Annotated in this window: 22 protein-coding genes and 2 pseudogenes; 20 read left to right on the plus strand and 4 right to left on the minus strand. The window is 37.8% G+C overall.

Annotated features, from left to right (window positions below; all coding sequences use genetic code 11):
* Positions 1-8: 8 nt before the first annotated feature.
* From AAHI02_RS18205 to AAHI02_RS18260, 12 genes and pseudogenes are all read left to right on the plus strand, one after another.
* A pseudogene (locus tag AAHI02_RS18205) lies at positions 9-687 on the plus strand (response regulator transcription factor).
* 45 nt (positions 688-732) lie between these two features.
* Positions 733-1,764, plus strand: coding sequence for an ATP-binding protein (locus AAHI02_RS18210; protein ID WP_042719759.1), 1,032 nt, complete (start codon positions 733-735; stop codon positions 1,762-1,764).
* A 130-nt stretch (positions 1,765-1,894) separates the two neighbouring features.
* Complete coding sequence (locus AAHI02_RS18215; protein WP_346984460.1) at positions 1,895-2,491, plus strand: hypothetical protein; 597 nt, start codon at positions 1,895-1,897, stop codon at positions 2,489-2,491.
* A 155-nt stretch (positions 2,492-2,646) separates the two neighbouring features.
* Positions 2,647-3,969 carry an alpha-amylase family glycosyl hydrolase gene (locus AAHI02_RS18220; RefSeq protein ID WP_346984461.1) on the plus strand — a complete coding sequence of 441 codons (1,323 nt, stop codon included), beginning with the start codon at positions 2,647-2,649 and terminating at the stop codon, positions 3,967-3,969.
* 447 nt (positions 3,970-4,416) lie between these two features.
* The gene (locus AAHI02_RS18225; RefSeq protein WP_346984462.1) at positions 4,417-4,857 is read left to right on the plus strand and encodes a hypothetical protein; all 441 of its coding nucleotides are present in this window, start codon (positions 4,417-4,419) and stop codon (positions 4,855-4,857) included.
* 134 nt (positions 4,858-4,991) lie between these two features.
* Entirely contained in the window at positions 4,992-5,741 is a 750-nt protein-coding gene (locus AAHI02_RS18230) for a glucose 1-dehydrogenase (RefSeq protein WP_346984463.1), read from the plus strand.
* A 106-nt stretch (positions 5,742-5,847) separates the two neighbouring features.
* Positions 5,848-6,642: a thymidylate synthase gene (locus AAHI02_RS18235; RefSeq protein WP_346984464.1), complete on the plus strand. Its 795-nt coding sequence runs from the start codon at positions 5,848-5,850 to the stop codon at positions 6,640-6,642.
* An 88-nt stretch (positions 6,643-6,730) separates the two neighbouring features.
* Entirely contained in the window at positions 6,731-7,591 is an 861-nt protein-coding gene (locus tag AAHI02_RS18240) for a hypothetical protein (RefSeq protein ID WP_346984465.1), read from the plus strand.
* Positions 7,592-7,658: 67 nt separating this feature from the next.
* A complete protein-coding gene (locus AAHI02_RS18245; protein ID WP_346984466.1) occupies positions 7,659-8,171 on the plus strand; it encodes a hypothetical protein in 513 nt (170 codons plus the stop codon).
* Positions 8,172-8,611: 440 nt separating this feature from the next.
* Positions 8,612-8,755: a hypothetical protein gene (locus AAHI02_RS18250; RefSeq protein ID WP_346984467.1), complete on the plus strand. Its 144-nt coding sequence runs from the start codon at positions 8,612-8,614 to the stop codon at positions 8,753-8,755.
* Positions 8,756-8,843: 88 nt separating this feature from the next.
* The gene (locus AAHI02_RS18255) at positions 8,844-11,354 is read left to right on the plus strand and encodes a M1 family metallopeptidase (RefSeq protein ID WP_346984468.1); all 2,511 of its coding nucleotides are present in this window, start codon (positions 8,844-8,846) and stop codon (positions 11,352-11,354) included.
* Between the two features lie 372 nt (positions 11,355-11,726).
* Positions 11,727-13,055, plus strand: a complete 1,329-nt coding sequence (locus AAHI02_RS18260) for a hydroxymethylglutaryl-CoA synthase (RefSeq protein WP_346984469.1) — start codon at positions 11,727-11,729, stop codon at positions 13,053-13,055.
* Between the two features lie 81 nt (positions 13,056-13,136).
* Here AAHI02_RS18260 and AAHI02_RS18265 read toward each other — a convergent pair whose 3' ends face one another.
* A complete protein-coding gene (locus AAHI02_RS18265) occupies positions 13,137-14,069 on the minus strand; it encodes a helix-turn-helix domain-containing protein (RefSeq protein ID WP_346984470.1) in 933 nt (310 codons plus the stop codon).
* A 182-nt stretch (positions 14,070-14,251) separates the two neighbouring features.
* Between AAHI02_RS18265 and AAHI02_RS18270 the strand changes: the two genes are divergently transcribed.
* The 4 genes from AAHI02_RS18270 (at position 14,252) to AAHI02_RS18285 (ending at position 19,003) form a co-directional block, all read left to right on the plus strand.
* Entirely contained in the window at positions 14,252-15,781 is a 1,530-nt protein-coding gene (locus AAHI02_RS18270) for an aldehyde dehydrogenase family protein (protein ID WP_346984471.1), read from the plus strand.
* A 222-nt stretch (positions 15,782-16,003) separates the two neighbouring features.
* Positions 16,004-17,041: an alcohol dehydrogenase AdhP gene (gene adhP / locus AAHI02_RS18275; protein ID WP_089859727.1), complete on the plus strand. Its 1,038-nt coding sequence runs from the start codon at positions 16,004-16,006 to the stop codon at positions 17,039-17,041.
* Positions 17,042-17,856: 815 nt separating this feature from the next.
* Positions 17,857-18,240 carry a DUF779 domain-containing protein gene (locus AAHI02_RS18280; RefSeq protein WP_346984472.1) on the plus strand — a complete coding sequence of 128 codons (384 nt, stop codon included), beginning with the start codon at positions 17,857-17,859 and terminating at the stop codon, positions 18,238-18,240.
* A 376-nt stretch (positions 18,241-18,616) separates the two neighbouring features.
* Positions 18,617-19,003, plus strand: coding sequence for an HU family DNA-binding protein (locus AAHI02_RS18285; RefSeq protein ID WP_346984473.1), 387 nt, complete (start codon positions 18,617-18,619; stop codon positions 19,001-19,003).
* A 136-nt stretch (positions 19,004-19,139) separates the two neighbouring features.
* Here AAHI02_RS18285 and AAHI02_RS18290 read toward each other — a convergent pair whose 3' ends face one another.
* On the minus strand, positions 19,140-20,339 hold the full coding sequence (locus AAHI02_RS18290; protein ID WP_346984474.1) for a dicarboxylate/amino acid:cation symporter: 1,200 nt from the start codon (positions 20,337-20,339) through the stop codon (positions 19,140-19,142).
* Between the two features lie 91 nt (positions 20,340-20,430).
* On the opposite strand from AAHI02_RS18290, the gene AAHI02_RS18295 reads away from it, so the two are divergent.
* The 3 genes and pseudogenes from AAHI02_RS18295 (at position 20,431) to AAHI02_RS18305 (ending at position 22,286) form a co-directional block, all read left to right on the plus strand.
* Positions 20,431-21,345 carry a J domain-containing protein gene (locus AAHI02_RS18295; RefSeq protein WP_346984475.1) on the plus strand — a complete coding sequence of 305 codons (915 nt, stop codon included), beginning with the start codon at positions 20,431-20,433 and terminating at the stop codon, positions 21,343-21,345.
* 3 nt (positions 21,346-21,348) lie between these two features.
* Positions 21,349-21,652, plus strand: a pseudogene (locus AAHI02_RS18300) (chaperone modulator CbpM).
* Between the two features lie 106 nt (positions 21,653-21,758).
* Positions 21,759-22,286: a hypothetical protein gene (locus AAHI02_RS18305; RefSeq protein WP_346984476.1), complete on the plus strand. Its 528-nt coding sequence runs from the start codon at positions 21,759-21,761 to the stop codon at positions 22,284-22,286.
* An 88-nt stretch (positions 22,287-22,374) separates the two neighbouring features.
* On the opposite strand, the gene AAHI02_RS18310 is transcribed toward AAHI02_RS18305, so the two are convergent.
* The gene (locus AAHI02_RS18310; protein ID WP_346984477.1) at positions 22,375-23,358 is read right to left on the minus strand and encodes a pyridoxal-phosphate dependent enzyme; all 984 of its coding nucleotides are present in this window, start codon (positions 23,356-23,358) and stop codon (positions 22,375-22,377) included.
* Between the two features lie 232 nt (positions 23,359-23,590).
* On the minus strand, positions 23,591-24,820 hold the full coding sequence (locus AAHI02_RS18315; RefSeq protein WP_346984478.1) for an FtsX-like permease family protein: 1,230 nt from the start codon (positions 24,818-24,820) through the stop codon (positions 23,591-23,593).
* 4 nt (positions 24,821-24,824) lie between these two features.
* On the opposite strand from AAHI02_RS18315, the gene AAHI02_RS18320 reads away from it, so the two are divergent.
* Positions 24,825-26,036 (plus strand): DUF1343 domain-containing protein, encoded by a 1,212-nt coding sequence (locus AAHI02_RS18320; RefSeq protein WP_346984479.1) that lies wholly within the window; start codon positions 24,825-24,827, stop codon positions 26,034-26,036.
* Positions 26,037-26,053 lie beyond the last annotated feature (17 nt).

Genomic DNA, 26,053 nt, shown 5'->3' on the forward strand with positions numbered 1-26,053 from the left:
AATTAAAAATGAACCAAAAGAAAATCCTCTTAATAGACGACGAACTGGATATTTTAGAGATTCTGTCTTACAATTTAGAAAAGGAAGGCTACGATATCTATACAGCCACAAACGGTAATGAAGGTATCGACAAAGCTAAAGAAATTGTCCCCGATCTTATCTTATTAGATGTGATGATGCCTGAAAAAGACGGTATCGAAACATGTCAGGAACTTCGCAAGATCAAGGAACTTCAGAAAACCTTAATCGTTTTCTTATCTGCAAGAAGCGAAGAGTTTTCCCAGCTGGCAGGTTTTCAGGCGGGGGCCAACGATTATATCGTTAAGCTCATCAAGCCGAAAATTCTTATTTCAAAGGTTAACGCCTTATTGCAGCTTACGTCTCAGGTTTCCGACAATTCCAAGCTTATTGAAATCGGTGATCTGGTGATTGATAAGGATAATTTCAGGGTGTCAAAAAGCGGTCAGCAGTTTCTGCTTCCGAAAAAAAGAATTCGATCTTCTTTATTTATTAGCTTCCAATACGGAAAAGGTATTTAAGAGGGAAGAGATTCTGGAAAAAGTCTGGGGAAATGATGTGATTGTTGGAGAAAGAACAATCGACGTACATATCCGAAGATTGAGAGAAAAGTTAGGGATTAATACGATTCAGACCTTAAAAGGAATTGGGTATAAACTTATTGTTTAATACTCAGTTCATTATCTTTATATCAACCCATAAAAACTTGTAAAATTGAAATTTTACAGACTTACACTCGTCGCCTCTTGTCTCCTGACATTGGTGATGTTTCTTTTAGTAATCACTTTCGATTTGCTAAAAGATATCTATTACAATACGCCCTTCTTTAAAATCGGGCTTTTCATCTGTCTCATCCTTATCTTTATCATTAATTACATTGTGCTGGAGCTGCTTTTCAATTATTACGGAAAGAAACAGGTCCGAGGCCTTTCGATGCTTCTGCCCCAAGAGATTGTACATAATGACAACGAAAATATTACGATAAAAGAGTTAGGAGAAAGGTTTTCGGATCTTAATCAGCAGAAAGTCACAGAGCTGGACATGATGAAGGAAATGGAAAGCTATCGTAAAGAATACATCGGAAATGTTTCGCATGAGCTTAAAACTCCGCTATTCTCAATTCAGGGATATGTAGAAACGTTGCGTGACGGCGGTGTGGATAATCTTACCATTCGTGATAAATATCTGGAACGCATTGATAAATCCGTAGAAAGGCTCATCGCTATAGTTACCGATCTTGATATGATTAACAGACTTGAAGCAGGGGAGATCAATCTTACCGTTTCAAAATTTGATGTTAATTTGCTCATCAAGGAAATCTTTGATCTTCTTGATCTTGAAGCTGAAAAGCACAATGCGACTCTTCAGATTCAGACCCTACATCCTCAGATCTTTGTGGAGGCCGACAAGCAGAAAATTTCGCAGGTCTTCATTAATCTTATTTCTAATGCCATTCATTACGCCAACCGTCAGGAAGCCAGAGTGGTTGTGAAAACAAGTATTCTTAAAAATAAAGTTCTCATCGAAGTTATAGACAACGGAATGGGTATAAAATCCGAAAGTCTGCCAAGAATTTTCGAAAGATTTTACCGTGTAGAAACCAGCCGAAGCAGGAGAGAAGGCGGTTCCGGGCTGGGTCTTGCCATCGTAAAACATATTCTTGAAGCACACAATGAAAATATTACCGTAGAAAGCGTTTATCTTGAGGGAACGAAATTCAGTTTTATGCTTGAAAAAAGTAAATAATTTCTGCAAAATGTAAGAAAAAAAAATATTTTAAAAAATCCTGAAATATTTTTTTGTCAACTCTCATTTATTTTATATTTGCAACAGAGATTTATCATAATAACAAAGGCAAAAAAGTAATTTTAAACTGATGGTTTACAAAATCCGCGTAATATTAGATGCGAAAGAAGATATTTTCCGGGATATCGAAGTTAAAGGAAAACAGACGCTATGGAACTTACATTTAGGAATTAAAAGTGCGTTCAGCTTGCAGGGAGATGAGCTTTCTGCTTTTAATTTACTGGAAGAAGACGGAACGATCGTAAAAAGTGTTCCGTTGGAAGACATGAGTGACGATGGCGATGGAGAGATTATGTCGGATGTGTACATCGATGAAGCTTTCGAAGAAACGGGTGATAAAGCTCAGTTCCAGTACGGATTTCTTGATCTCTGGGAGTTTTTCTGCGAATTGGTCGAAGTGATCGAAGAAACAAAAGGGGTTAATTATCCCATCACCGTTTACAGATTTGGAAATGTGCCTTTGAAAGCGCCAAGCAAAAGTGGAACCGGAGGATCCAAAAAGAAATCGGCAATGCCTTTAATGGAGGATGATTTCGGGTTTGAGGATGATTTTGCGGTAACCGGCAATTTTGTGGATGATGACGATGAAAATTTTGATGACGAGGAAGAAGAAGATTATAATGATGATGTTTTTGATGAAGAGGACGATAATGATGATGACAGATAATCAAAACAAATAAAAATATACAGCCCTGAATGGAAATTCGGGGCTTTTTCATGTAATAACTTATCTTCAATCGTTAAATCATTCCTGTTTTCCGATCACAATTGCTATTTTTGTTAAAAGAGAATTAATGAAAAAATTAATTTTAATAGCAATCATTGGCTTGGGAATTATTTCCTGCACCACTCGAAATACATCAGAAAAAAATGACGGATCTACCAAAAGACTGGAAACACACGACCAATATTTACGAAGTCAACGTAAGACAATATACCAAGGAAGGAACATTCAGAGCATTTGAAAAAGAAATGCCAAGATTAAAAACCATGGGAGTGAGGACACTATGGTTCATGCCGATAACTCCTATCGCACAGGAAAATAAGAAAGGAAATTTGGGAAGTCAATATGCAGCAGCAGATTACACATCCATTAATCCGGAATTCGGAACAATGGATGACTTTAAACACATGGTTAATGAAGCACACCGTCTCGGCTTCAAAGTAATCATCGATTGGGTGGCAAATCACACGGGATGGGATCATGTCTGGACAAAAACGCATCCTGAATTTTATTTAAAAGATCCTGACGGTAGTTTTCACCGTGCATCGGGAATGGACGACATTATAGAATTAGATTACAAAAACCAAGAAATGCGTCTTGCTATGATTGAAGCTATGAAATTCTGGGTTGCAGAAACCGGAATAGACGGATTCCGATGCGATCTTGCTTCCTGGGTTGAAGTAGACTTCTGGGAGCAGGCACGCCCTGAGATTGAAAAAATAAAGCCTTTGTTTTGGATCGGAGAATATGATGAACTTGAAAACCCTGAATACGGAAAATTTTTCGATGCCAGTTATTCATGGAAGTGGATGCACAAATCTGAAGATTACTACAAAAAAAATCTTCCGATACAGGAACTAAAAGATCTTCTGATACAATATTCCAATATCGGTGATGGTTCTATGAGAGCCTGGTTTACGACCAATCACGACGAAAATTCCTGGAACGGAACCGAATACGAAAAATATGGCGTGATCACAAAACCCATGGCTGTTTTTTCAGCAACATGGAATGGGATTCCTTTGCTATATTCCGGGCAGGAACTTCCTAATATGAAAAGGCTTGAATTCTTCGAGAAAGATCCTATAGCATGGACGAATGATTATCAGATGGCGGATTTTTATAAAGTGCTTCTGAATTTAAAATCTTCCAATCCTGCGTTGAGAGGAGGAGATCCTAATGTAAGAACCTATATTCTGAATACAACGGCTAACGATAAGATTTTTGCATATCTTCGGAAAAATGGCAATGATGAGGTATTGGTGGTACTGAATCTGTCGAAAGAACCGGTCGATTTCAGTATTGAAGATGGAAATTTATCAGGGACTTTCAAAAATGTATTTGATAAAATGAATAGAAATTTTGACGAGCAAAAGACATTCAGTTTCAAGCCCGGCGATTATGCTGTCTTTGAAAAATAATACATATTCTTATTCCAAAAGAACGCAAATAAAAAAAAGAGGCTATCCAAATTTTTTGGGTAGCCTCTTTATGAAATATTGTATAAGACACTCCTAATTTTACATAATAAATTACTTAAAATTAGATTTTTTTAATAATGAAGATGATTAAGAAATACTTTCGCTTTACTTATTCTCTATATTATTTGATGATATAAATGTATGAAAATTTCAAATAGTAGTGATAAAAATTTTATTATGTTAAGTGATTTTAAATAACTCAAAAACAAGCTGTTATTATTTTTAATGGGATGGCTTTTGCTATAAAGCTTTTGAAAGTATTATTGAATGAAAACAGGGTTTAAATAAATTTTTAAAAGATTAATATTATGTTATATTAAAGAGACCGAATATTGATGAATTTTATTCAATAAATTTGGATTTATTATATAAAATGAAAGTTTGATCATGGATAAATCTAAAATATTGGAAGTGTTGAAGACAAAGCTGGCTGAAAAAATTCAAAAATTTGAAAAATTGATTGAAAGTACACGTGCTTCGAATAACGATACCAAAAGTTCAATGGGTGATAAATACGAAACTGGCCGCGAAATGCTGCAACAGGAAATCAATAACTTACAAAGACAGCTGAATGAAGCCATGAACCAGCAGGCAGCCCTTCAGAAAATCAATACTGATGCATGCACGAAAGTGCAGAATGGGGCATTGGTAAAAACCGACAGAGGATTATTTTATATTTCCGCTTCCGTGGGTGAAATTATTTATGACAATCAGAAAATCATGACTGTTTCTGCAGAATCTCCTTTAGCCAAAGCGATGTACGGATTAAGTAAAGATCAAAGCTTTTCGCTTAATAATAGCTCTCAGCTTATTAAAGATCTGTGGTAATGAACGATAATATGATCTGTTTATTTTAATATTTCCCTGAGTAATTTTAAGAAAACTTTATTGCTTACTTTGGAAGCATTTTCCTGATTTTGGCGTAAATTGTGGTATAAATATTACAAATAAAAAATATCAATATGGGAATTTTAGACAACAAAGTAGCGCTTGTGACAGGAGCCGGATCAGGAATCGGATTGGCCATTGCCCACTCTTATGCAAAAGAAGGTGCAAAAGTAATCGTATCAGATATCAATGAAGAGCATGGTAACAAAGCTGTAGAAGACATCAAAGCACAAGGTGGTGAAGCTTCATTTGTAAAAGCTGACACATCAAAGGCAGAAGAAGTAGAAGCCCTTGTAAAGAAAACGGTAGAGATCTATGGAAAGCTCGACATCGCTTGCAACAATGCAGGAATCGGTGGCGAACAGGCACTAACAGGTGATTACAGCCTGGACAGCTGGAGAAAAGTTTTAAGTATAAATCTGGACGGTGTTTTCTACGGATGCAAGTATCAGCTGGAACAAATGGAAAAAAATGGTGGTGGAGTAATTGTTAATATGGCCTCCATCCACGGAACTGTCGCGGCACCGCTTTCATCGGCCTATACTGCTGCAAAACATGGAGTTGTGGGTCTTACAAAAAACATCGGTGCGGAATACGGACAAAAAAACATCCGTTGCAATGCGGTTGGTCCTGCTTATATTGATACTCCGCTTTTACAAAGTCTGAGTGGTGACATGAAAAATGCTCTTATCACCAAACACCCAATGGGAAGATTAGGAAAAGCTGAAGAAGTAGCAGAATTGGTACTGTTCCTGAGTTCAGAAAAATCTTCTTTTATGACCGGTGGTTACTATCTTGTAGATGGTGGTTATACAGCAGTTTAATAGAAATTATACTTTTCAGCAATACAAAGCGTCCATCAAAATGGATGCTTTTTTTCATACATTTTCAAATTTCTTTCTTTAAATTTGAGGCATAAATCATTTTTCAATGCAGAATTACCTAGACCTTTTACAGCATATTTTAGATAACGGAACAGACAAAACCGACAGAACCGGTACTGGAACAAGAAGTGTTTTCGGATATCAGCTGAGATATGATCTGTCGAAAGGTTTTCCGCTTGTAACAACGAAAAAGGTACATCTGAAATCTATTATTTATGAATTGCTTTGGTTCTTAAAAGGAGATACCAATATTAAATATCTTAAAGACAACGGTGTTTCTATCTGGGATGAATGGGCGGATGAAAATGGTGATCTGGGACCTGTTTACGGCGCACAATGGAGAAGCTGGAACGGGGCAGACGGAAAAGTGGTAGACCAGATCACAGAAGTGATTGATCAAATCAAAAAAAATCCGGATTCCAGAAGACTGATTGTTTCTGCATGGAATGTTGCCGAAATCCCGAATATGGCTTTAGCGCCCTGTCATGCTTTGTTTCAGTTTTATGTAGCCGATGGAAAACTGTCGCTGCAGCTTTATCAAAGAAGTGCCGATGTTTTTCTTGGGGTTCCTTTCAATATTGCAAGCTATGCTTTATTACTGATGATGGTGGCACAGGTTTGCAATCTGCAGGTTGGTGATTATGTGCATACTTTCGGAGATGTTCATATTTACAATAATCATTTTGAACAGGTGAAAAAACAGCTTGCCAGAGAAACGCGACCGCTTCCGACGATGAAGCTTAATTCTGAAATTAAAAATATTTTTGATTTTGATTTTGAAGACTTTACACTGGAAAATTACGATCCGCATCCGGGAATAAAAGCGCCGGTAGCTATCTAATATTTAATTTATGAATTCCTTTTTATAATTGTTTTAATTCTGTTATTTTTGATCTAAAGTTTCTAACACAAATTTTGGGAAAAATACCATGAAAAAAAACATTGACAATTCCGGGATATTTCTGAATATTTTAATCATTATTTATACGCTTTACATCAGTTTGTCGGTCTTTATTGAGAAAGTAATTGTGGCAGATGATTTGAGTAAAGTGTATGAATCCAAATTCATTTCACAGTCTTATTTCAGCTTTATTTATTCTTTTCTGGACTCCGCGACAATGGCTGCCAGACCCGTTTCTGGAATCGTAACCGGAACGTTGATGTATCTTTCTAGATATCATGAGTCATTTTATAGGCTTGGTATATTCTTTTTTCCGCTCTCCCTGATGGTGATATATGCAGTCGCTCAGAAAATATTTTCAAAAGAACTGGCCAGTCTGATTACTTTACTTTATTCCTGCTCTGTAATTGGCACAAGCATTCAGTTTTCGTCGATTATGCTCAATTCAAATCTGGCAACGATCTTTTTTTCATTGAGCATTTATTTCTTGTATATCCGCAAAAAATTACTGCTGAGTTCGCTGTTTTTTATAGCTTCAGTATTATGCTATGAAATTTTCCTGCCTTTGTTACTTCTCCATTTATTTATGATTAGAGAAAATAGAAAAAGAATTTTGTTCATTATATTAACATTGGGAGCTATTATTATTTTCAGAAAAGTAATTCAGCCGGTGGTATTTGTACATTCTTACCAGCGGGATGAGATAAGTAAGATCTTTGAATTTAAAAGAGTAATGCAGGTTTCTTTCTATTCTATAAGGTTATTTTTTAAAGATATTTTCCTGGGAATGTATAAAGGAATTCTGAACTTTAAAAAAACTCCATTTCTGGGAATGGATATTCGCATTACTAATGTCTTTGTTGGTCTACAAAGTATTTTGCGGATATGATTTTAAAAATCAATATCGACATTTAAAAAATATAGGAATAATATCTTTTCTTGCCATACTTTCAGCGTTGAGCGTTTTTCTTTTTTCATCGTATATTCCAACCGTTTTCGGATTTGACAACCGGAATTTGGGAGCTGTAAGACTTTTCTATACTTTATTCATCATTGCGGCAGTTGTTGTTACAGCAGTTAAAATGAATCTGCCAAACAAATCAATCGCTCTAGTTTTCAGTATGATTTCTTTTGTTTTAATAGTAACAAATATTAATGTTAAAAATTCATGGATATATGCCAGTCAGTTTAATCATGAGCTTTTTAGCAAACTAAAGGTTGCTATTAAAGAAAATCATATCGAAAGCGGTGAAATCTGTTTAGATTACCGGATGTTTCATGAGCTTAAAAACAACCCTGGTTTTACCTTCAGAGAACCTGTTTTCTATAACAACTGGGAAGCGCCTATGCTTTGCGAGATGAACGACATCAATCCTGAAAAAATCCACGTATATAATGTGGAAAGAAAAAAAGACTGCAAAATAATATTTCTGTATAAAAATGAAAAAATAATCAGGTTAAATAATTAATCTGCCATTCAATTGAGTCTTTCAATCAGTTCGTTGGGGCTTTCAACCACTTTGATGGATCAGTCAAGTGTTTCGAATAAGGAATCAGCCACTTCGAACGGTCCCTCAATCATTTCGATGAAGCAATCAAGCGTTTCGAATAGACGATCAACTACTCCGAAGAGACAATCAACCACTCCGAAGAGGCAATCAACCATTCCGAAGAGGCAATCAAGTACAATTTGTTATTTTCCAACGCTTTATGGCTTTATGTGGAAAAATGAATCGATGAAGAATATATTTTTATGGGCTTCATTGATAGAAAGACATTTATACCAATTAGTAAAGTATAAAAAAAATATTTCTTAATATTTTCATGAAGTCCGTTCTTTGTGAAATAAGTTTTAAATTTGGAGAAATTGATTCTAAGCATTCATAAAGAATCTAATCACAAATAAATCATGAAACATTTAAAAATAAATATCGAAGAAAATGCAGATGCTGAAGTATTGAAAAACGTAATTCTTCAATTGAAAGGCGTTGCATCGGCGGAAATTATTGACGACGAAAACCCTGAAAGTGAACTGAAAAAAAGCTTTTGCTAAAACCAAAGAGCAGTTCAAGAAAGGAGATTACGAGACACTTGTCAACGATATTTTTGATATTTTAACGAAAAAATAATTTTTAATCATAATGAAAAAAGCCATTTTATCGATCGCTCTTTTAGGAATTTTCTTTTCCACAAATGTAGCGGCACAAACTGAAACTTCCGGAAGAGAAAAGGTCTACAGAGCTACTCATACGAAAGCAACAGAACTTAAACATACCAAACTTAAAGTAAATTTCGACTATCAGAAAGAGCAGATGAACGGTGAAGAATGGCTCACGGCATCTCCCTTTTTCTACCCTTCGGGAGAACTCACGCTGGATGCCAAAGGAATGCTGATTCATGAAGTGGCTTTGGATATGAACGGTAAAAAGTCTCCTTTAAAATATGAGTATAAAGATGATGTATTAAAGATCACTTTAGATAAAACGTACGCGAAAAATCAGGATTATACCGTTTATATCAAATATACAGCCCGTCCGAACGAAGTAAAACAGGAAGGAAGCGCTGCCATCAATGATGCAAAAGGTCTGTATTTCATCAATGCACAAGGAAAAGATCCTGATATGCCTACGCAGATCTGGACACAGGGCGAAACGGAATCTTCTTCCGCATGGTTTCCTACCATCGACAAGCCGAATCAGAAAACAACGCAGGAAATCTATATGACAGTTCCTGATAAATACGTTACCCTTTCAAACGGTATGCTGAAAGAATCCCAGAAAGAATCAAACGGTTTGAGAACGGATCATTGGGTGATGGATAAGAGACACTCGACGTATTTATTTTTCATGGGCGTTGGGGAATATGCTATCGTAAAGGATAAATGGAGAAATATTCCTGTAGATTATTACATCGAAAAAGAATACGAGCCTTATGCAAAGCAGATCTACGGAAATACGCCGGAAATGATTGAGTTTTTCTCAAAAAGATTAGGCTACGATTATCCGTGGGCAAAATATGCACAGATTTCAGGAAGAGATTATGTAAGCGGAGCAATGGAAAATACCACAGCCACCCTTCACGGAAGTGATATTCTTCAGAAGCCCGGACAGCTTATTGACGAAAATACCTGGGAAGATACCATTGCTCATGAACTATTCCATCAATGGTTTGGAGATTTGGTGACGGCAGAAAGCTGGAGTAATTTAACGGTAAATGAATCGTTTGCCAATTATTCGGAATATTTGTGGAATGAACATAAATACGGAAAAGATCAGGCAGATTATCATCAGATGAAAGATGTTAATATGTACATACATACGCCGGGGAATTTTGATAAAAATCTCGTTAGATTCAATTATGATTCAAGGGAAGATGTTTTTGATCTGGTAACGTATCAGAAAGGAGGCGGAATTCTTCATATGCTCAGAAATTATCTTGGAGACGATGCTTTCTTTGCCGGAATGCAGGATTATCTGAAAACTAATGAATATCAGAATGCAGAAGCTCATCAGTTGAGATTGTCATTCGAAAAAGTTTCAGGAAAAGATCTGAACTGGTTCTTCAATCAGTGGTATTTCGGAAGCGGAAACCCGAAAATCAATTATTCATACACTTTTGAGCCGGTAAAAAAACAGATTGCCGTGATCGTTGAGCAGACACAGGAACAGCCCTTCCAGTTTCCTCTTGCAATCGATGTTTATGAAAACGGAAAGCCCAAAAGATACAATGTCTGGGTAAATGCCACAGCTAAGAATACATTCAATTTTGATGTTTCTAAAAATGCAGACCTGGTAAATATCAATGCAGACGGTGTTTTATTGGCTGACATTAAAGACACCAAAACTCCCGAGCAATATCTGATGCAGTTTACAGGTTCTAAAGAATTTAAAAGCAGATATAATGCATTAAACGGAATTAAAGACCAAGTAGGAAAAAATCCTGCGGCGACAAAATTATTGGCGGCAGCGATTAAAGATCCTTTTTTCAGAACAAGAATTAAGGCTCTTCAGTTGATGGATCTTTCCAACCCGGAACAATTAAAAGCATTAGGAGCAGATGTTGAAAAATTGGCAGCAAATGATCCTAAGACACTTGTGCAGTCTGCAGCAATTGCAGCGTTAGCAAAGACAAAGGATAAAAAATACATGCCGATTTTTGAAAAAGGAGTGAATGCTGTTTCCAATTCCGTAAAAGGCAGTTCTGTTGGTGCTATTATTACTGTTGATCCCGCAAAAGCAAAGGCATATGCCGATAAAATTGATCTGGAAGGCGCTTCAGAAACCTTGGTAGGACAAATGTTGCCGATCATCGTACAGAATAAGGTAACTTCTCAAATGTCTAATATTGCTCAGTTTGCTGCATTTTATCCTTTCATAAAATTCCAGAATGCTGAATTAGGAAAATCTGCAGAAGATGGATATAATTGGATTATGAGTTCCGACAATTTAAAAGCTACGGAAAGCATAACCAAAATGTTAAGCCGGGCAAAATCTGAAATTACCAATAATCCTCAGGTGAAAATGATGATCTCTCAGATGCTGAAAGACGGACTCAACAAAAAGATGGAAGTTCTTAAGCAAAATCCACAAAATGCGGCAAGTCTGAACAAGCAGGTAGATCTTATCAACAAATCGATTGAAGAATTTAAATAATAAGTATATCTCTGCTATAAATACCATAACCACTGTTTTTACGGTGGTTATTTTTTATAGTATGGAATTGAGTTTATTTAAATTTTAATTAAATTATTTTATTTATATGTTTTTATAATGTAAATTTGTTTACGAAAATGCTAACCGGAAATATTTATGATTTTAACGGATGCATTTAAGAACATGATTAATCTAAACGACTTATAAGTTTAATTAATAATTTACACCCAAGCATCTCTTAGGAGGTGCTTTTTCATTGGATAAAATCAATGTTATATTTTTATCTAATTTAAATCATACTTTGAAAATTTCGTAAAAATCATTACTGATTAAACGTTTACATTTTTTAAATTCGTATCAAATTAAAAAAATATGACTTTTGGAATTGAGGCGGCAAGCTATTATGTGCCTTCTTTGTATTTGGAAATTAAAGATTTAGCTGAAAAAAGAGGAATAGAGCCCGCCAAATTGGAAAAAGGGCTTGGTCTGCATAAAATGGGCTTTCCTGATGTACATGAAGATGCGGCGACCTTTGCGGCAGAAGCACTGTTAAAATTGATAGAAGATTATCAAATCAATCCAAAAGAAATTGCAAGAATTTACCTGGGAACCGAAAGCGCCCTGGATGCAGCAAAACCAACGGCTTCTTATGCCATGCAGATGGTTGAAGAGGTGCTCGAACAAAAGTATGGAAAGAGATGTTTCAGAAACTGTGACGTCGTAGACATGACTTTCGCTTGTATTGGCGCTGTGGATGCGCTTCACAATTCACTCGATTTTGTACGGGTAAATCCTGATAAAAAAGCAGTTGTAATTGCAAGTGATTATGCAAAATACGAACTGGCCTCATCCGGAGAATATACACAGGGCGGTGGTGCAGTAGCCGTTTTGGTTTCTGCCAAGCCGGATCTTATGGAGATTGAAAATCATTGGGGAATTGCTACAGAAAGTGTGTTTGATTTCTTCAAACCAAGACGCCATTTTAAAAAAGAAAATCTGGTAAATGCTCCCGAGAAGTATCCTGAAAAAATAGAGATTTTCACTGATGAGCCGGTATTCGATGGTCAGTATTCCAATCAGTGTTACCAGGACAGGATAAAGGAAGCCTATGAGCATTACAAAGAGCTGACAGGAAAAAGTAAGCCGCACGAAAATTGGAAATATCTTATTTTTCATCTTCCATATGCTTTTCATGGCAAAAGGGTTTTTACGGAAATTTACAGTTTAGAAAACGGTTTGTCCTACGAAACTCCCGAAGAGCAAAAAGCCGTAGCAAAATCGGAAGAGTATATCAGTTTTATTAATGAAAAAATAGAAAAGTCACAAAGAGCTTCCTCTGAAATAGGAAATATGTACACGGCATCCATTTTTATGGCAATGCTTTCCGCATTGCAGACTTCTTTTAACGAAAATGAAGAATTGAAAGGACAGGAAATCGGGTTTTTAGGATACGGAAGCGGTTCAAAATCAAAAGTTTTTGCAGGCAAAGTTTCTGAAAACTGGAAAAGTGTTGTCGCAAAATGGAACTTGTTTGAAGAATTGAAAAACAGACAGTCAATCAATTTTGAAACCTATGAGAAACTCCACCGAAAGCAGCTTAATAAATCTGTAAACGAAAACTTCAAAGGCTTCGGCCTGAAATATGTCGAACTGGAAAATCCTGTCTTAAAAGGAGCAAGATATTATCACTATCAAAAATAAAACTACTGCAAAGCATCTCTATTCCCGGGATGCTTTTTTCTTTTTCCCAGTCGTAACAAATATGAATGATTTTTAGGAAAGCTAGTGTTGGTTATTCAGATAAACTGTTTTATCCTGATAACTTTTTGGTGTCACACCTACAAGCTGTTTAAAAACTCTTGTGAAATAGTTGGTATCCGAAAAACCTGTCTGGTAGGCCGTTTCTTTTATGCTGTTCCGGCTTTTTAGTAATTCTTTTGCCCTGCTGATTCTCTCCTGAAGGATAAATTCATTCGGCGAAGTTCCCAGTTCATCTTTAAACATTCTGAAGAAATTTGATTTGCTCACATAAGCAAGCTTTGCAATGCTTTCAATGGAAAGTTTCTGATGAAGGTTCTTCCTGATATAATCTACCACAAAACCGATTCTGGACTTGTTTTTCGCAATATTTTTCTCCATCATGCTTCTCGCCTGGGTTTGCATGAGCCGAATTAAAAGCTCTTTCAAAGCAAAATCTGCCATGATATCTTTCTGGGAATTATCATCCATAGCAATGCGCATGATGTTGTTGGTGGCGGAGGCTAAAGATTTGTTATTAAAGAGAAAATATTCATCCAGTTCAATATTCCATTGTGAAGTTTCGTCTGTTTTAGGGAAATGATAATTCAGATGATTAAGAGAATTTTCAATAAAATCGGGGTTAAGGCTTAGAGAAATACATTGTGATGGCGTTTCATCCGCTTCGGGAAAATCAATGACCATGGTTTCTCCGGGCGATACTAAAACACTCTCCCCGGGATAATAATCAAAATAACCTGTCTTATTATCAAGTTTCATATGCTTTTTTCCGCGAAGCATAGCGGTGAAGGCTATGGTTTCAAAATGCAGTTTTATGTCAAAAGCAGCTTTGTGAGTCTCATATATGCTGAATTCACAATTGTTCAGATTGAATGTAGTCTGGTTTTCCACCATGCTTAAAAGTTGGTTTTCCGTCTTTAATTCAGGGGTTTTGAGTAAAAATTTATGATCATTCATTTCTAAACATTTTCTGTTGCCATATATCTCAAATATAAGAAAATATGGTATTTAATGAGTGTTAATGAAACTATAAAATTGCTGTTCTGCACGATTTTGAAGTTTTTTTGTACGATTATGCTATCCGAATAAGGTGTGTAAATGTAATTTGGCTATACAGAAAAATTAAAAATTGTACGAATATGAGCACAACAACACAACAACAATCAGAGACATTATTGCAATGGCCTGAGTTCAAAAAAAGATACGATAACTATATTGACGGCAAATTTACCGCACCTTTGAACGGTGAATATTTTGATGTGGTGTCACCAATCGACGGAAAGCAGTTTACACAGGCTGCACATTCCTCAAAAGAAGATCTTGAAATGGCGGTAAATGCCGCGGAAAAAGCATTCCAGACCTGGAAAGATACCTCATCTACTGAGAGAAGTGTTATTTTAAATAAAATCGCAGACAGAATTGAGCAAAACCTCGAATACCTGGCAACAGTGGAAACGATAGACAACGGGAAGGCAGTGAGAGAAACGCTGGCTGCAGATTTACCGTTAGCAGTTGACCATTTCAGATACTTTGCTTCAGTCATCAGAGCAGATGAAGGATCACATAACGAACTGGATAAAGACACTGTTTCTCTCATCGTTCACGAACCGCTTGGAGTTATCGCTCAGATCATTCCTTGGAATTTCCCTATTCTGATGGCAGTATGGAAACTGGCTCCGGCCTTGGCGGCAGGAAACTGTGTCGTATTGAAACCTGCGGAAAGCACCCCAATTTCCATCATGGTTTTAATGGAGATCATAGGCGATCTGCTGCCTGCGGGAGTCGTGAATATCGTTAATGGTTTTGGGGCAGAATTAGGAAGAGCTTTGGTTACCAATCCTAAAGTTTCCAAAGCCGCATTTACAGGTTCCACGGCGACAGGTCGCCTCGTAATGCAGTATGCGACAGAAAACATTATTCCTGTAACCTTAGAGTTGGGAGGTAAATCACCAAACGTTTTCTTCAGTTCAGTAATGGATGCTGATGACGAGTTTTTAGATAAAGCGATCGAAGGAGCCGTTCTTTTCGCCCTGAATCAGGGAGAAATCTGTACGTGTCCGTCAAGATTAGTCGTTCAGGAAGATATTGCAGATGCATTCATCGCGAAAGTGATCGAAAGGGTAAAAGCCATCAAAGTAGGAAATCCTTTGGATAAAACAGTGATGATGGGTGCGCAGGCATCTAAAATTCAGAAAGATAAAATTCTTTCCTATATCAAATTAGGAAAAGAAGAAGGCGCGGAAGTTCTCGTAGGAGGTGATGTCAATAATGTTGGGGAAGGACTTGAAGACGGTTATTACATCCAGCCAACGATTTTTAAAGGAAACAACAGAATGAGAATCTTCCAGGAAGAAATTTTCGGCCCTGTGCTGGCGTTCACGACTTTCAAAGACGAAGAAGACGCTATTAAGATTGCCAACGATACCATCTACGGACTTGGAGCGGGAGTATGGACGAGAGATGCGCATCAGCTGTACAATATTCCGCGTAAGATCCAGGCGGGAAGAGTTTGGGTCAATCAGTACCACTCTTATCCTGCAGGAGCACCGTTCGGAGGATACAAACAATCGGGAATCGGAAGAGAGAACCACAAGATGATGCTCGATCATTACCGTCAGACCAAAAATATGCTCATCTCTTACAACAAAAACAAATTAGGTTTCTTTTAAATAGTAGGGTAATTGGAATCCGTGTAATCTGCTGGAGGTAAAATAGACTTTTAAAGATATATTCTAACCACAGATTGCACAGGTTTTCAGATCTGCATACAAAAAAATCTGCTAAATCTGCGAGCGTAATAGAGAACTCCCGCAGATTTAGCAGATAACGCAAATCTGTGTGATCTGTGGTCAATTAAAAACAAAAACTAAACTAAAAATAAAACTCAGAATATGATTCCAAAAACGATGAAAGCAGCGGTGGTACAAGGGTACGGTCAGCCGTTAAAAATTGAAGAAGTTCCGGTACGCGAACCCGGAAGATATGAAGTACTGGTAAAAGTGATAGCCTGCGGGGTTTGTCATACAGACCTTCATGCTGTCGATGGCGACTGGCCTGCAAAACCCAAAATGCCTTTAATCCCCGGACATGAAGGAGTAGGAATTGTTGTCGCATGTGGTCCCGAAGCTTATGTGAAGGAAGGAGATGCGGTAGGAGTGCCTTGGCTGTATTCTGCCTGCGGATGCTGCGATTACTGCATTACAGGATGGGAAACCCTTTGTGAAGCTCAAAAGAATGGTGGCTACAGTGTTGATGGTGGCTTTGCAGAATATGTTATTGCAGATTCAAGATATGTGGGACATTTGAAGAGTGATGTCAACTTTTTAGAAATTGCGCCCATACTTTGTGCCGGTGTTACTGTATATAAAGGATTAAAAGAAACCGAAACAAAGCCCGGAGAATGGGTGGCTATTTCCGGAATCGGAGGATTGGGACATGTCGCCGTTCAGTATGCAAAAGCAATGGGAATGCATGTGGCAGCCATTGATGTTGCTGATGATAAATTGGAACTGGCAAAGAAATTAGGGGCAGATTTGGTAGTCAATGCAAGAAACACAGATCCTGGAGAATACCTACATAAAGAAGTCGGCGGAATGCACGGCGCATTGATTACTGCTGTTTCCCCTATCGCTTTTAAGCAGGGAATTGACGTCCTCAGAAGAAAGGGAACTATTGCGCTGAACGGCCTTCCTCCCGGTTCATTTGAGCTTCCAATCTTCGAAACAGTGCTTAAGAGAATTACCGTAAGAGGTTCGATTGTCGGAACAAGGAAAGATCTTCAGGAGGCGCTTGATTTTGCCAACGAAGGACTGGTAAAAGCAACCGTTACGGCTGCAAAACTGGAAGATATCAACGAGGTCTTTGATAAAATGAAAAAAGGACAGATCGACGGAAGGATCGTTCTCGATATTGCCGGAAGTGCAAATTAATGATGACAATGTCTGGTTCGGCGAAATGAAATTTCGCCGAACTTTTTTTAATTTCATGAACGACTTAGGAAGCGTAGGCGTAAAGAAAATTAATTCTGAGAGCGTTAAGAAAATTCTAGTGTTTGAAGCGCGACAACAATATTGAACCGAAGAACAAATCCTGAATTTGCGGAAGTTTTAGAATTTTTAGAGAACAGACTTCATTTTTAGCCGTAGTTTCAGTCTTGGATTTTTGGTTCTCGCATGTTTTAAGACAAAAGAACACTAATAAAAAAGAAAATTATGTAAGTCCTTTTACGGTAAAGGAAGCATTATAAAAAACAGACTTAGGAAGCGTAGGCGTAAAGAAAATTAATTCTGTGAACGTTAAGAAAATTCTAGTGTTTGAAGTGCGGCAACAATATTGAACCGAAGAACAAATTCAGAATTCGCGCAAGTTTAGAATTTTTAGAGAACAGACTTCATTTTTAGCCGTAGTTTCCAGTCTTGAATTTTTGTTTCTCATATGTTTCAAGATAAAAGAACACTAATAAAAAAGAAAATTATGTAAGTCCTTTTACGGTAAAGAAAGCATTATAAAAAACCGACTTAGGAAGCGTAGGCGTAAAGAAAATTAATTCTGAGAGCGTTAAGAAAATTCTAGTGTTTGAAGCGCGACAACAATATTGAACCGAAGAACAAATCCTGAATTTGCGGAAGTTTTAGAATTTTTAGAGAACAGACTTCATTTTTAGCCGTAGTTTCCAGGTCTTGAATTTTTGGTTCTTTTGTTTCAAGACAAAAGAACATTAAAACATAAAAACAAAAGAAAAATTATGAAACCTAAAATATCAAGACTTTCAGCTACAGAAAAAGCCTTAGAGGTAATCTGGGAACTGGAGAAGAAATATGGCGATCTCATGTTCTACCAGGCGGGCGGATGCTGCGAAGGAACGCAGCCGCAATGCTTCGAAAAAGGCGGGTTTTATCCGAGAATGAACGATGCCATGATTGGCACCATCCACAATCATGAATTCTGGATCGACCGTGATCTGTTCGAATATTGGCAATACTCCCATTTTACACTGGACGTTACCGACGGCTTCGGACCCGGTGGATTCTCCCTCGAAACACCTTTAGGCAAAACATTCAAAGTTCATTACCGATTGTTTACGCCTGAAGAACTGGAGAATCTGGAGCCGGTAAAACGAAGTGAATAAACCTTAAAAGAATGATGATTCGCATACATTGCTTTTGAATATATTTTCAACAATATCATTGCGATAATCCGTTTCCTTTTATTTACATCATATCAGTTGGGCATTTTGAAAAATTTTTGGTATTGGATTCGTCAATTCGAGTGTTTTTCGCAGCGAAGCGGAGAAAAATGTATCGAGAATCTGTGAGTAAAGGTGACTTAAAGTGAAACTTCTTGATCCGATTTTTTTCAAAAATCTACTCGAAGTGACGAAAATGAATCAAAATGCACAACGGGTTATAGATAAATATCTACACGCCTGTAGATGTTTGTCTACAGAGGGTTTTTGTATTAATTATTTCATTAAGTTTATCCCTTAATCTAAATAATTAACCCAAATGTCTATTAAGTACACAGTGATTGAACGCGGTGAGCCAGGCGTAACTGGCGGAGGAACAAAAAGATGGTATGCTCAGGTAAAAACCGATGGTGAAATGACCGTCGATGATCTCGTAAAAGAAATCGAAAAATTCTCTGCCCTCAGTGAAGCAGATATCCGGGGGGTCATCATTGCTCTCGAAAACGTCATTCAGAAAGAGCTTGCCAACAGCAAAATCATCAGGCTCGACAAACTAGGGAGTTTCTATCCCAGTCTCAGCAGTGGCGGTGCCGAAAGTGAAGACAAATTTAATGTAAACCTTATCAAAGGAGCCAAAGTAAATTACCGTCCCGGTAAACGAATTACCGATGCTCTCAATACGGCCTCTTTTACCAAAGACAAGTAAGCGTACAAAACCTGCGCAGGTTTTACTTCAAACCTAAGCAGGAGTTGCCCCAAACCTGCGCACCTTTTGCATGAAAGCTGCGCAGGTTTTTTGTGAAAGATCGTCAGGGGTTTTAAATACATGACTCAAAACTGCGTCAAACTTTCACAAACCTGTTGACAAACATCGATGCAATCAATTGTCCGACTGCATTTAAAACCGTTGCCAAAGGATCTACCAATGTTCCGATAATCATCACAGCAGGAATGGCTTCCTGGGGAAGTTTATACACCGAGATCATCAGCATCTCGCCGATATATCCGCCATTAGGAATTCCGCCCGCTACAATACTAACGAAAACGGTAATGCCTAAAGCTAAAAGCAGATTCATCGGATCAAAAAAATCTCTGCCGATAATCATAAAAGCAACATAGATCTTAATGATCGAAGACATTGAAGACCCGTTTTTATGAAGCGTAGTCCCGATCGGAATCACAATATTGGAGATCTGACTGGGAATCCCGATCTTAGATGCCGCCTGCAGATTTGCGGGCATAGTGGCAAAGCTGCTGCAGGTACTTAATGCTGTTACCGTTGGGTAAATGGCATTCTTCCAGAAAATCTTTATCCCGCTAATTCCTCCGGCCATAAAGGCATACAATGAGAAAAATACCAGAAAGTAGATAACGCCTGCAATATAATAAAGACCCAAAGGTTTAGCATAAAATCCGAAAAGCTGAGGTCCCAAAGTAGCTACCTGATAGGCAAAATAAGCGCCCAATCCAATAGGAGCTGCCTTCATGATAAGCAAAAGAAGTTCTTTCATCACTTCATATCCTGAGGCAATAAACATTCTGAAAGGTTGCCCGCGTTCTCCTGCCTTCCTTGCCGAGAAGCCTGTCATAAATGCAAAGATGAGCAGTGCCAGCATATTCTGTCGTGAAAAAAGCTGTGTAAATTCGCCCACTGTAAAGAAACTTACGATCTTGTTGCCCCAACTGTCGGCAGAGGCTACTTCTTCGATTACTTCCTTGCTTCCGGAAACACCCGAAACAGGAAACAGATACACCGCGCAGATCGTAAAAACGGCTGCCGTTAAAATGAAAAACAAGAACGTTAGCGCCATAGTAAAAATAATCTTTCCAAACTTTGATTGCTGCTCAAGCGAAGCAATGGAGTTGGAAACAGCAAAAAAGACGAGAGGCACAACACTCACGAAAAGTAAATTCAGAAATATATCTCCCACAGGTTTTAGATACTCTACAACCTGTGGTGCAACAATACCGATAATACTTCCGACAGTGATGCCCAGAAGTAAAAGCAGGATTCCGGAGTAGTTTTTCAGGACTTCTTTCATGTGGCGCTTTTTGATCAAAGATAGCTTTATTTTAACACTCCATTGTATAAATTTCCCCTGTAAAATCCTTAAATTTGAGTAAAACGTTTCTATGGCTTATATAGACTATTATAAAATTTTAGGTGTTGACAAAAGTGCAACTCAGGACGATATTAAAAAAGCCTATCGCAAACTCGCAAGAAAACTCCATCCCGACCTTAATCCTGATGATAAGGAGGCTGAAAGGAAATTTAAAGAGATTAATGAGGCTAATGAGGTACTCAGCAATCCTGAAAACAGAGCTAAATACGATAAATATGGCGAACACTGGAAGCATGGCGAAGAGTATGAAAAGGCACAGCAGCAGCAAAGGCAGTACCAGAGTCAGGGAAATGATTTTGATGGTGGTTTTTCCGGTGCAGATTTTGGAGAAGGGGAAGATTTTTCCGATTTTTTCCAGAGTATGTTCGGTGGAGCAGGAGGATTCGGAAGAAGTTCGAGAGGGAGCGCATCCGGGAAGTTTAAAGGGCAGGATGTACACGCAGAGTTGAATCTTAGCCTAAAAGATGCTGCGACTACCCATCAGCAGACCTTTGATATTAACGGAAAAAAAGTAAGAATCACAATTCCTGCCGGAGTCTACGACGGACAACAAATTAAACTGAAAGGGCATGGAAGCCCTGGCTATAACGGAGGTCCCAACGGTGATTTGTATATTACCTTTACTATTCCGGCAGATCCGGATTTTGAAAGAATCGGAGACGATTTAAAGACAAAGGTTTCCATTGATCTGTATACAGCAGTTTTGGGTGGCGACGTAAAAGTCAATACGCTGACGGGAAGCGTTAACCTAAAAGTAAAACCCGAAACGCAGAACGGAGTCACGGTAAGATTAAAAGGAAAGGGCTTTCCGGTGTACAAAAAAGAAGGACAGTTCGGTGATCTGTTTGTGACGTACAACGTGAAACTGCCTACGAACCTTACCGATAAGCAGAAACAACTTTTCGAACAACTAAAAAATTCCTAAGTCATGAATGAAAGAATATCACGCGAAGAACTCGTAAAAATATACAATATTGAGATTACTTTTTTTTGATGAACTGGTAGATTCCGGCTTGCTGAATATTCATACGGAAAACGAAATCCGATATCTCATGTACGAAGATCTGCCTTCTTTTGAAAGGTTTACCAACTGGCATTACGATCTGGAGATCAATCTTCCCGGGCTTGAAGTAATTCACGATATGCTGCGGAAAATGGAAGACCTGAAGCAGAAGAACCGTGAGCTGATGACTAAGCTTTCGGCGATCAGTGATAAATATCAGGAGGGTTGAGTTTTAGAGTGAGAGTCTTGGAGAGTTTTAGCGTATGAGGGTTTTAGAGTTTTAGAGTATGAGTATGGAGGGGAAAAACTTATATTTGTATCCATAATTAATCAATATGAGTGAAGAGAGAATGATCGTTCTGAAGCCCAGAAGGCAGGATTTTGAAGAAATATATTTCAGTGGTAACCAGGGAAGCCTGTTCTTTTCATCAACCAACCGTGGGAAAACAGTAACGACTACTGTAGTCGGCCTTATTTTACTGATATTGCTGTTTTTCAGAGATGATTTCAGCAAAGAGAAAGCAGGGATTTTATACTTCGTGAGTTTTCTGTTCCTTCTTTGTGCTGTTTTTCTTTCGGTAAGCATCAATAAAGTTTCCAGATGGAAGAAGCAGGTTGGACGTTATTTAGCCAAACTTGAAAACTGCAGCCTTTACGAGATCAGATTCGACGATCAATTTTTTACGGTCAATATCGACGGTGACAAAGAAACCAGCGAATGGAAAGATTTTGAATTTTTCGACAGCAATAACGAATTCATCAGCATCGAGGGAAAATACAGTTATATGTTTCCCAGAAAATCGATGAGTGAGAAGGACTACAGTTTCTTAAAGCAGGTTTTGAAGCAGAGGATTAACGAATAAATATCTGCCAGAAATAATTTAATAAAATAAAAGAACTCAGAACATTTTTGCTCTGAGTTCTTTTATTATTGATAGGAATACCGGTTGATTAATCCAGCCAGCCCATTTCTTTCATCCACTCGTCGTTGTAGATCTTTCCGACATATCTGGATCCGTGGTCGTGAAGAAGAACTACGATGACATCGTCTTTCGTGAACTGATCTTTCATTTGTACAAGAGAAGCGATGGCGCTTCCTGCGGAGTATCCACAAAAAATCCCTTCTTCTTTTGCCAGTTTTCTTGCATAGATAGCGCCGTCTTTATCCGTTACTTTTTCGAAATGATCGATAACAGCCATATCATAGTTTTCAGGTATAATATCTTCCCCGATTCCTTCTGTAATATAAGTGTAGGCATGATCGTAATGAAGCTCACCGGTTTCGTGATATTCCTTTAAGATAGATCCGTACGTATCGACCCCGATCACTTTGATGTCAGGATTTTTCTCCTTAAAGAATGTTCCGCATCCGGTAATCGTACCTCCTGTTCCTGCTCCAACTACGAAGTGAGTCAACTTACCTTCGGTCTGTTCCCAGATCTCAGGAGCTGTAGATTCATAGTGCGCAGCTCTGTTGGATAAATTATCATATTGATTCACATACCAGCCGTTTTCAGTTTCCTTTGCCAGTCTTTTAGAAACAGAATAGTAAGAACGAGGATCGGTAGGTTTTACATCGGTAGGACAGACAATAACTTCAGCACCTACAGCCCGTAGAATATCACATTTTTCTTTTGATTGTTTTGAGTTGGTTACAAAAATACATTTGTATCCCTTGATGATCGCGGCAAGAGCCAGCCCCATTCCTGTATTTCCGGAAGTCCCTTCAATGATGGTTCCACCCGGCTTCAGTCTTCCGTCTTTTTCTGCGTCTTCAATCATTTTCACGGCCATTCTGTCTTTCACGGAATTCCCGGGATTGAAGGTCTCCACCTTTGCCAAAACTAATGCAGGAAAATCTTCACCCAAAACTTTATTCAGTTTTACCAGTGGCGTATTTCCTATAGTTTCGAGGATGTTGTTTGCGTATTTCATAAATGTTTTTTAAAGAACAGCAAAGATACGGCTTTAAATTTTATTGGGATTAAGGATGGTAGGGATTAAATTAATCAGCTTCCTATAGATAAATTCACAAGTGAAGCAAATTCATCATTCACCTTTACTGTCAATGGTTAATTTCTGCGAGTCAATTGTTAATTTTTCTGTGATTCTAAATTCACTTGTGAAGCAAAATTCACCATTCAAAATTGACCATTTATTATTTACCTTAATTATATTTAATCGCCTTCACCGGAGAGATCTTACTGATCAGGTAGCTTGGAATGATAAGTGCAAGGCCCGAAATAATCAGAATTCCCAACGAAATAGATATAATAACGAGCGGATTAAGATCTACAGGAACAGTACTTACGTAGTAATTCTCAGGATTTAATTTAATAATTCCAAAAAACTTCTGAATCAGGATCAGCCCAAGTCCGATCATATTTCCATATAAAAGTCCCGGAATCATAATGATTAAAGTATAATTAATAAAAGTCGCCCGTATTTGTGAGTTGCTGGCACCGAGCGTTTTAAGAAGTCCTATGGAATTGGTTCTTTCGATAATAAGGATTAAAAGAACCATGATGATATTAATCACCACAACAATCAACATAATAATAATGATCAGTGCGATATTGGTATCAAAAATACTGATCCAGTCTGTGATCTGGGGAAATTTTTCGGTAGCTTTTTCTGCGTAGTTCTTATAGCCGATCAACTTTTCAATCTCAGGAAAATCGCCGTCTACATCATCTATATCTTTAAAGAAAATATCAATTCCGCCTACTTCGTCCGGCTTCATATCCTGAATTTTCCGTACATGGTTGATATCTCCTATGACGAACTGATCATCAATCATTTTAATGTCAGTTTTATAGATTCCCACGACTTCAAACTTTCTGTAAATGGGTTGTTGGTCGGTCTTTGAAAATACGGTAACAATGCTGTCTTTAACTTTCAGGTGAAGGTCGTTGGCAATTTTCTGTGAGATGACGACTCCGTTATTGTAGCCTTTTTCAGTAATGGTCGGGGTAGTTCCTGCAAGCAGAAATTTCTTAAACCTGAGGCTGTCAAAATCCTTTCCTATTCCTTTGAAAATAATTCCTGCAAAATTATGTTCATTCCGCATAATCCCAGTGATCATCGCATATTTCTGTGCAGATTCTACATCGGGAAGCTGGCGGATCTTTTTGATATCCAACCCCTGATTATCAAGAACAGACGTATTGTATGAGGAATTGGATCTTGTAGACTTTACGGTAATATGTCCGCTGAAATCTGCCAGTCTCTCTTTGATCGCCTTTTTGGAACCGAACCCTGTAGAAACGGTAATTAAAGAAACAATAATTCCCAACGCTACAGAAAGTCTGCCGATGAAGATGATAACCCTTGAAAGGTTATTTTTGTTATCTTTGGAAAACGCTATTTTTCTAGAGAAATATAAAGGAAATTTCAAGCTTATGAATTTAGATTTCAAAATTAAAAATTTACTTCTTATTTGCCTAATTTTTTTAGGAGTATTCCAACAATATTATTCTCAGACTCAAGCTCCAGGCGGTTTTAAGACGGGTGCCGATCAGCCGGAAGTATATTTGCCTTTGCTGAAGGGGAAAACTATCGGCGTTGTTACCAATCAGACTGGATTAATGAGCGACAGAACGCATGTGGTTGATTTTTTGGTGAAAAAAGGAATTAAAATTAAATCAATCTTCGCTCCTGAGCATGGCTTCAGAGGTGATGCAGATGCCGGTGAAAAAGTGAAAAACGGAATAGATGTAAAAACCGGGATTCCTATTATTTCTCTGTATGGCAATAATAAAAAGCCAAAACCTGAACAATTAAAAGGAATTGATATTGTGGTTTTTGATATTCAGGATGTAGGTGTTCGCTTTTATACTTACATTTCTACATTGACTTATCTGATGGAAGCTGCTGCGGAAAATAATGTTGAAGTGATGGTGTTTGACCGACCGAATCCTCACGACGGCCACACAGACGGCCCTGTTTTGAACAAAAAATGGACGAGTTTTGTGGGAATGCATGAAGTACCTGTAGTGTATGGACTAACGATTGGAGAATATGGTAAAATGGTAAACGGAGAAAAATGGCTGGAAAATAAAGTTCAGGCAAAGTACACGTTGATTCCGATGAAAAATTATCATAAAAAGTTAAGATATCCAATTTTAGAAAAACCTTCACCCAATTTACCCAATGACAAATCGATCAATCTCTATCCGAGCTTATGTTTTTTTGAAGGCACTCAGGTTTCTGTCGGAAGAGGAACGGATTTGCCTTTTCAGATCTACGGTTCTCCCTGGACAAAAGATTTACCCTATCAGTTTACACCCAAACCTAATTTCGGAGCAAAAGATCCTTTCTTAAACGGAAAACTGTGTTTTGGAGAAAATCTTTCAAAATATCCTGAAGATTTAAGAATGTTAAACCTTGAATGGATTATCAAAGCTTATAAAAGTTATAAAAACCCTGACCTTGACTTTTTTCTGAAACCTGCTGCGGGTAAAAATTTCTGGTTCGATACTTTAGCCGGTAATGACGAGCTGAGGAAACAGATCGTTGCCGGAAAATCCATTTCCGAGATTAAAGCATCATGGAAACCGGCGTTGGAAAGATTTGAGAAAATCAGAAGGAAGTATATTGTTTACGAAGAGTAAAATAGGTGAGTGGTCAA

Origin of the sequence: Chryseobacterium sp. POE27 (assembly GCF_039727685.1) — a bacterium.
Taxonomy (GTDB): domain Bacteria; phylum Bacteroidota; class Bacteroidia; order Flavobacteriales; family Weeksellaceae; genus Chryseobacterium.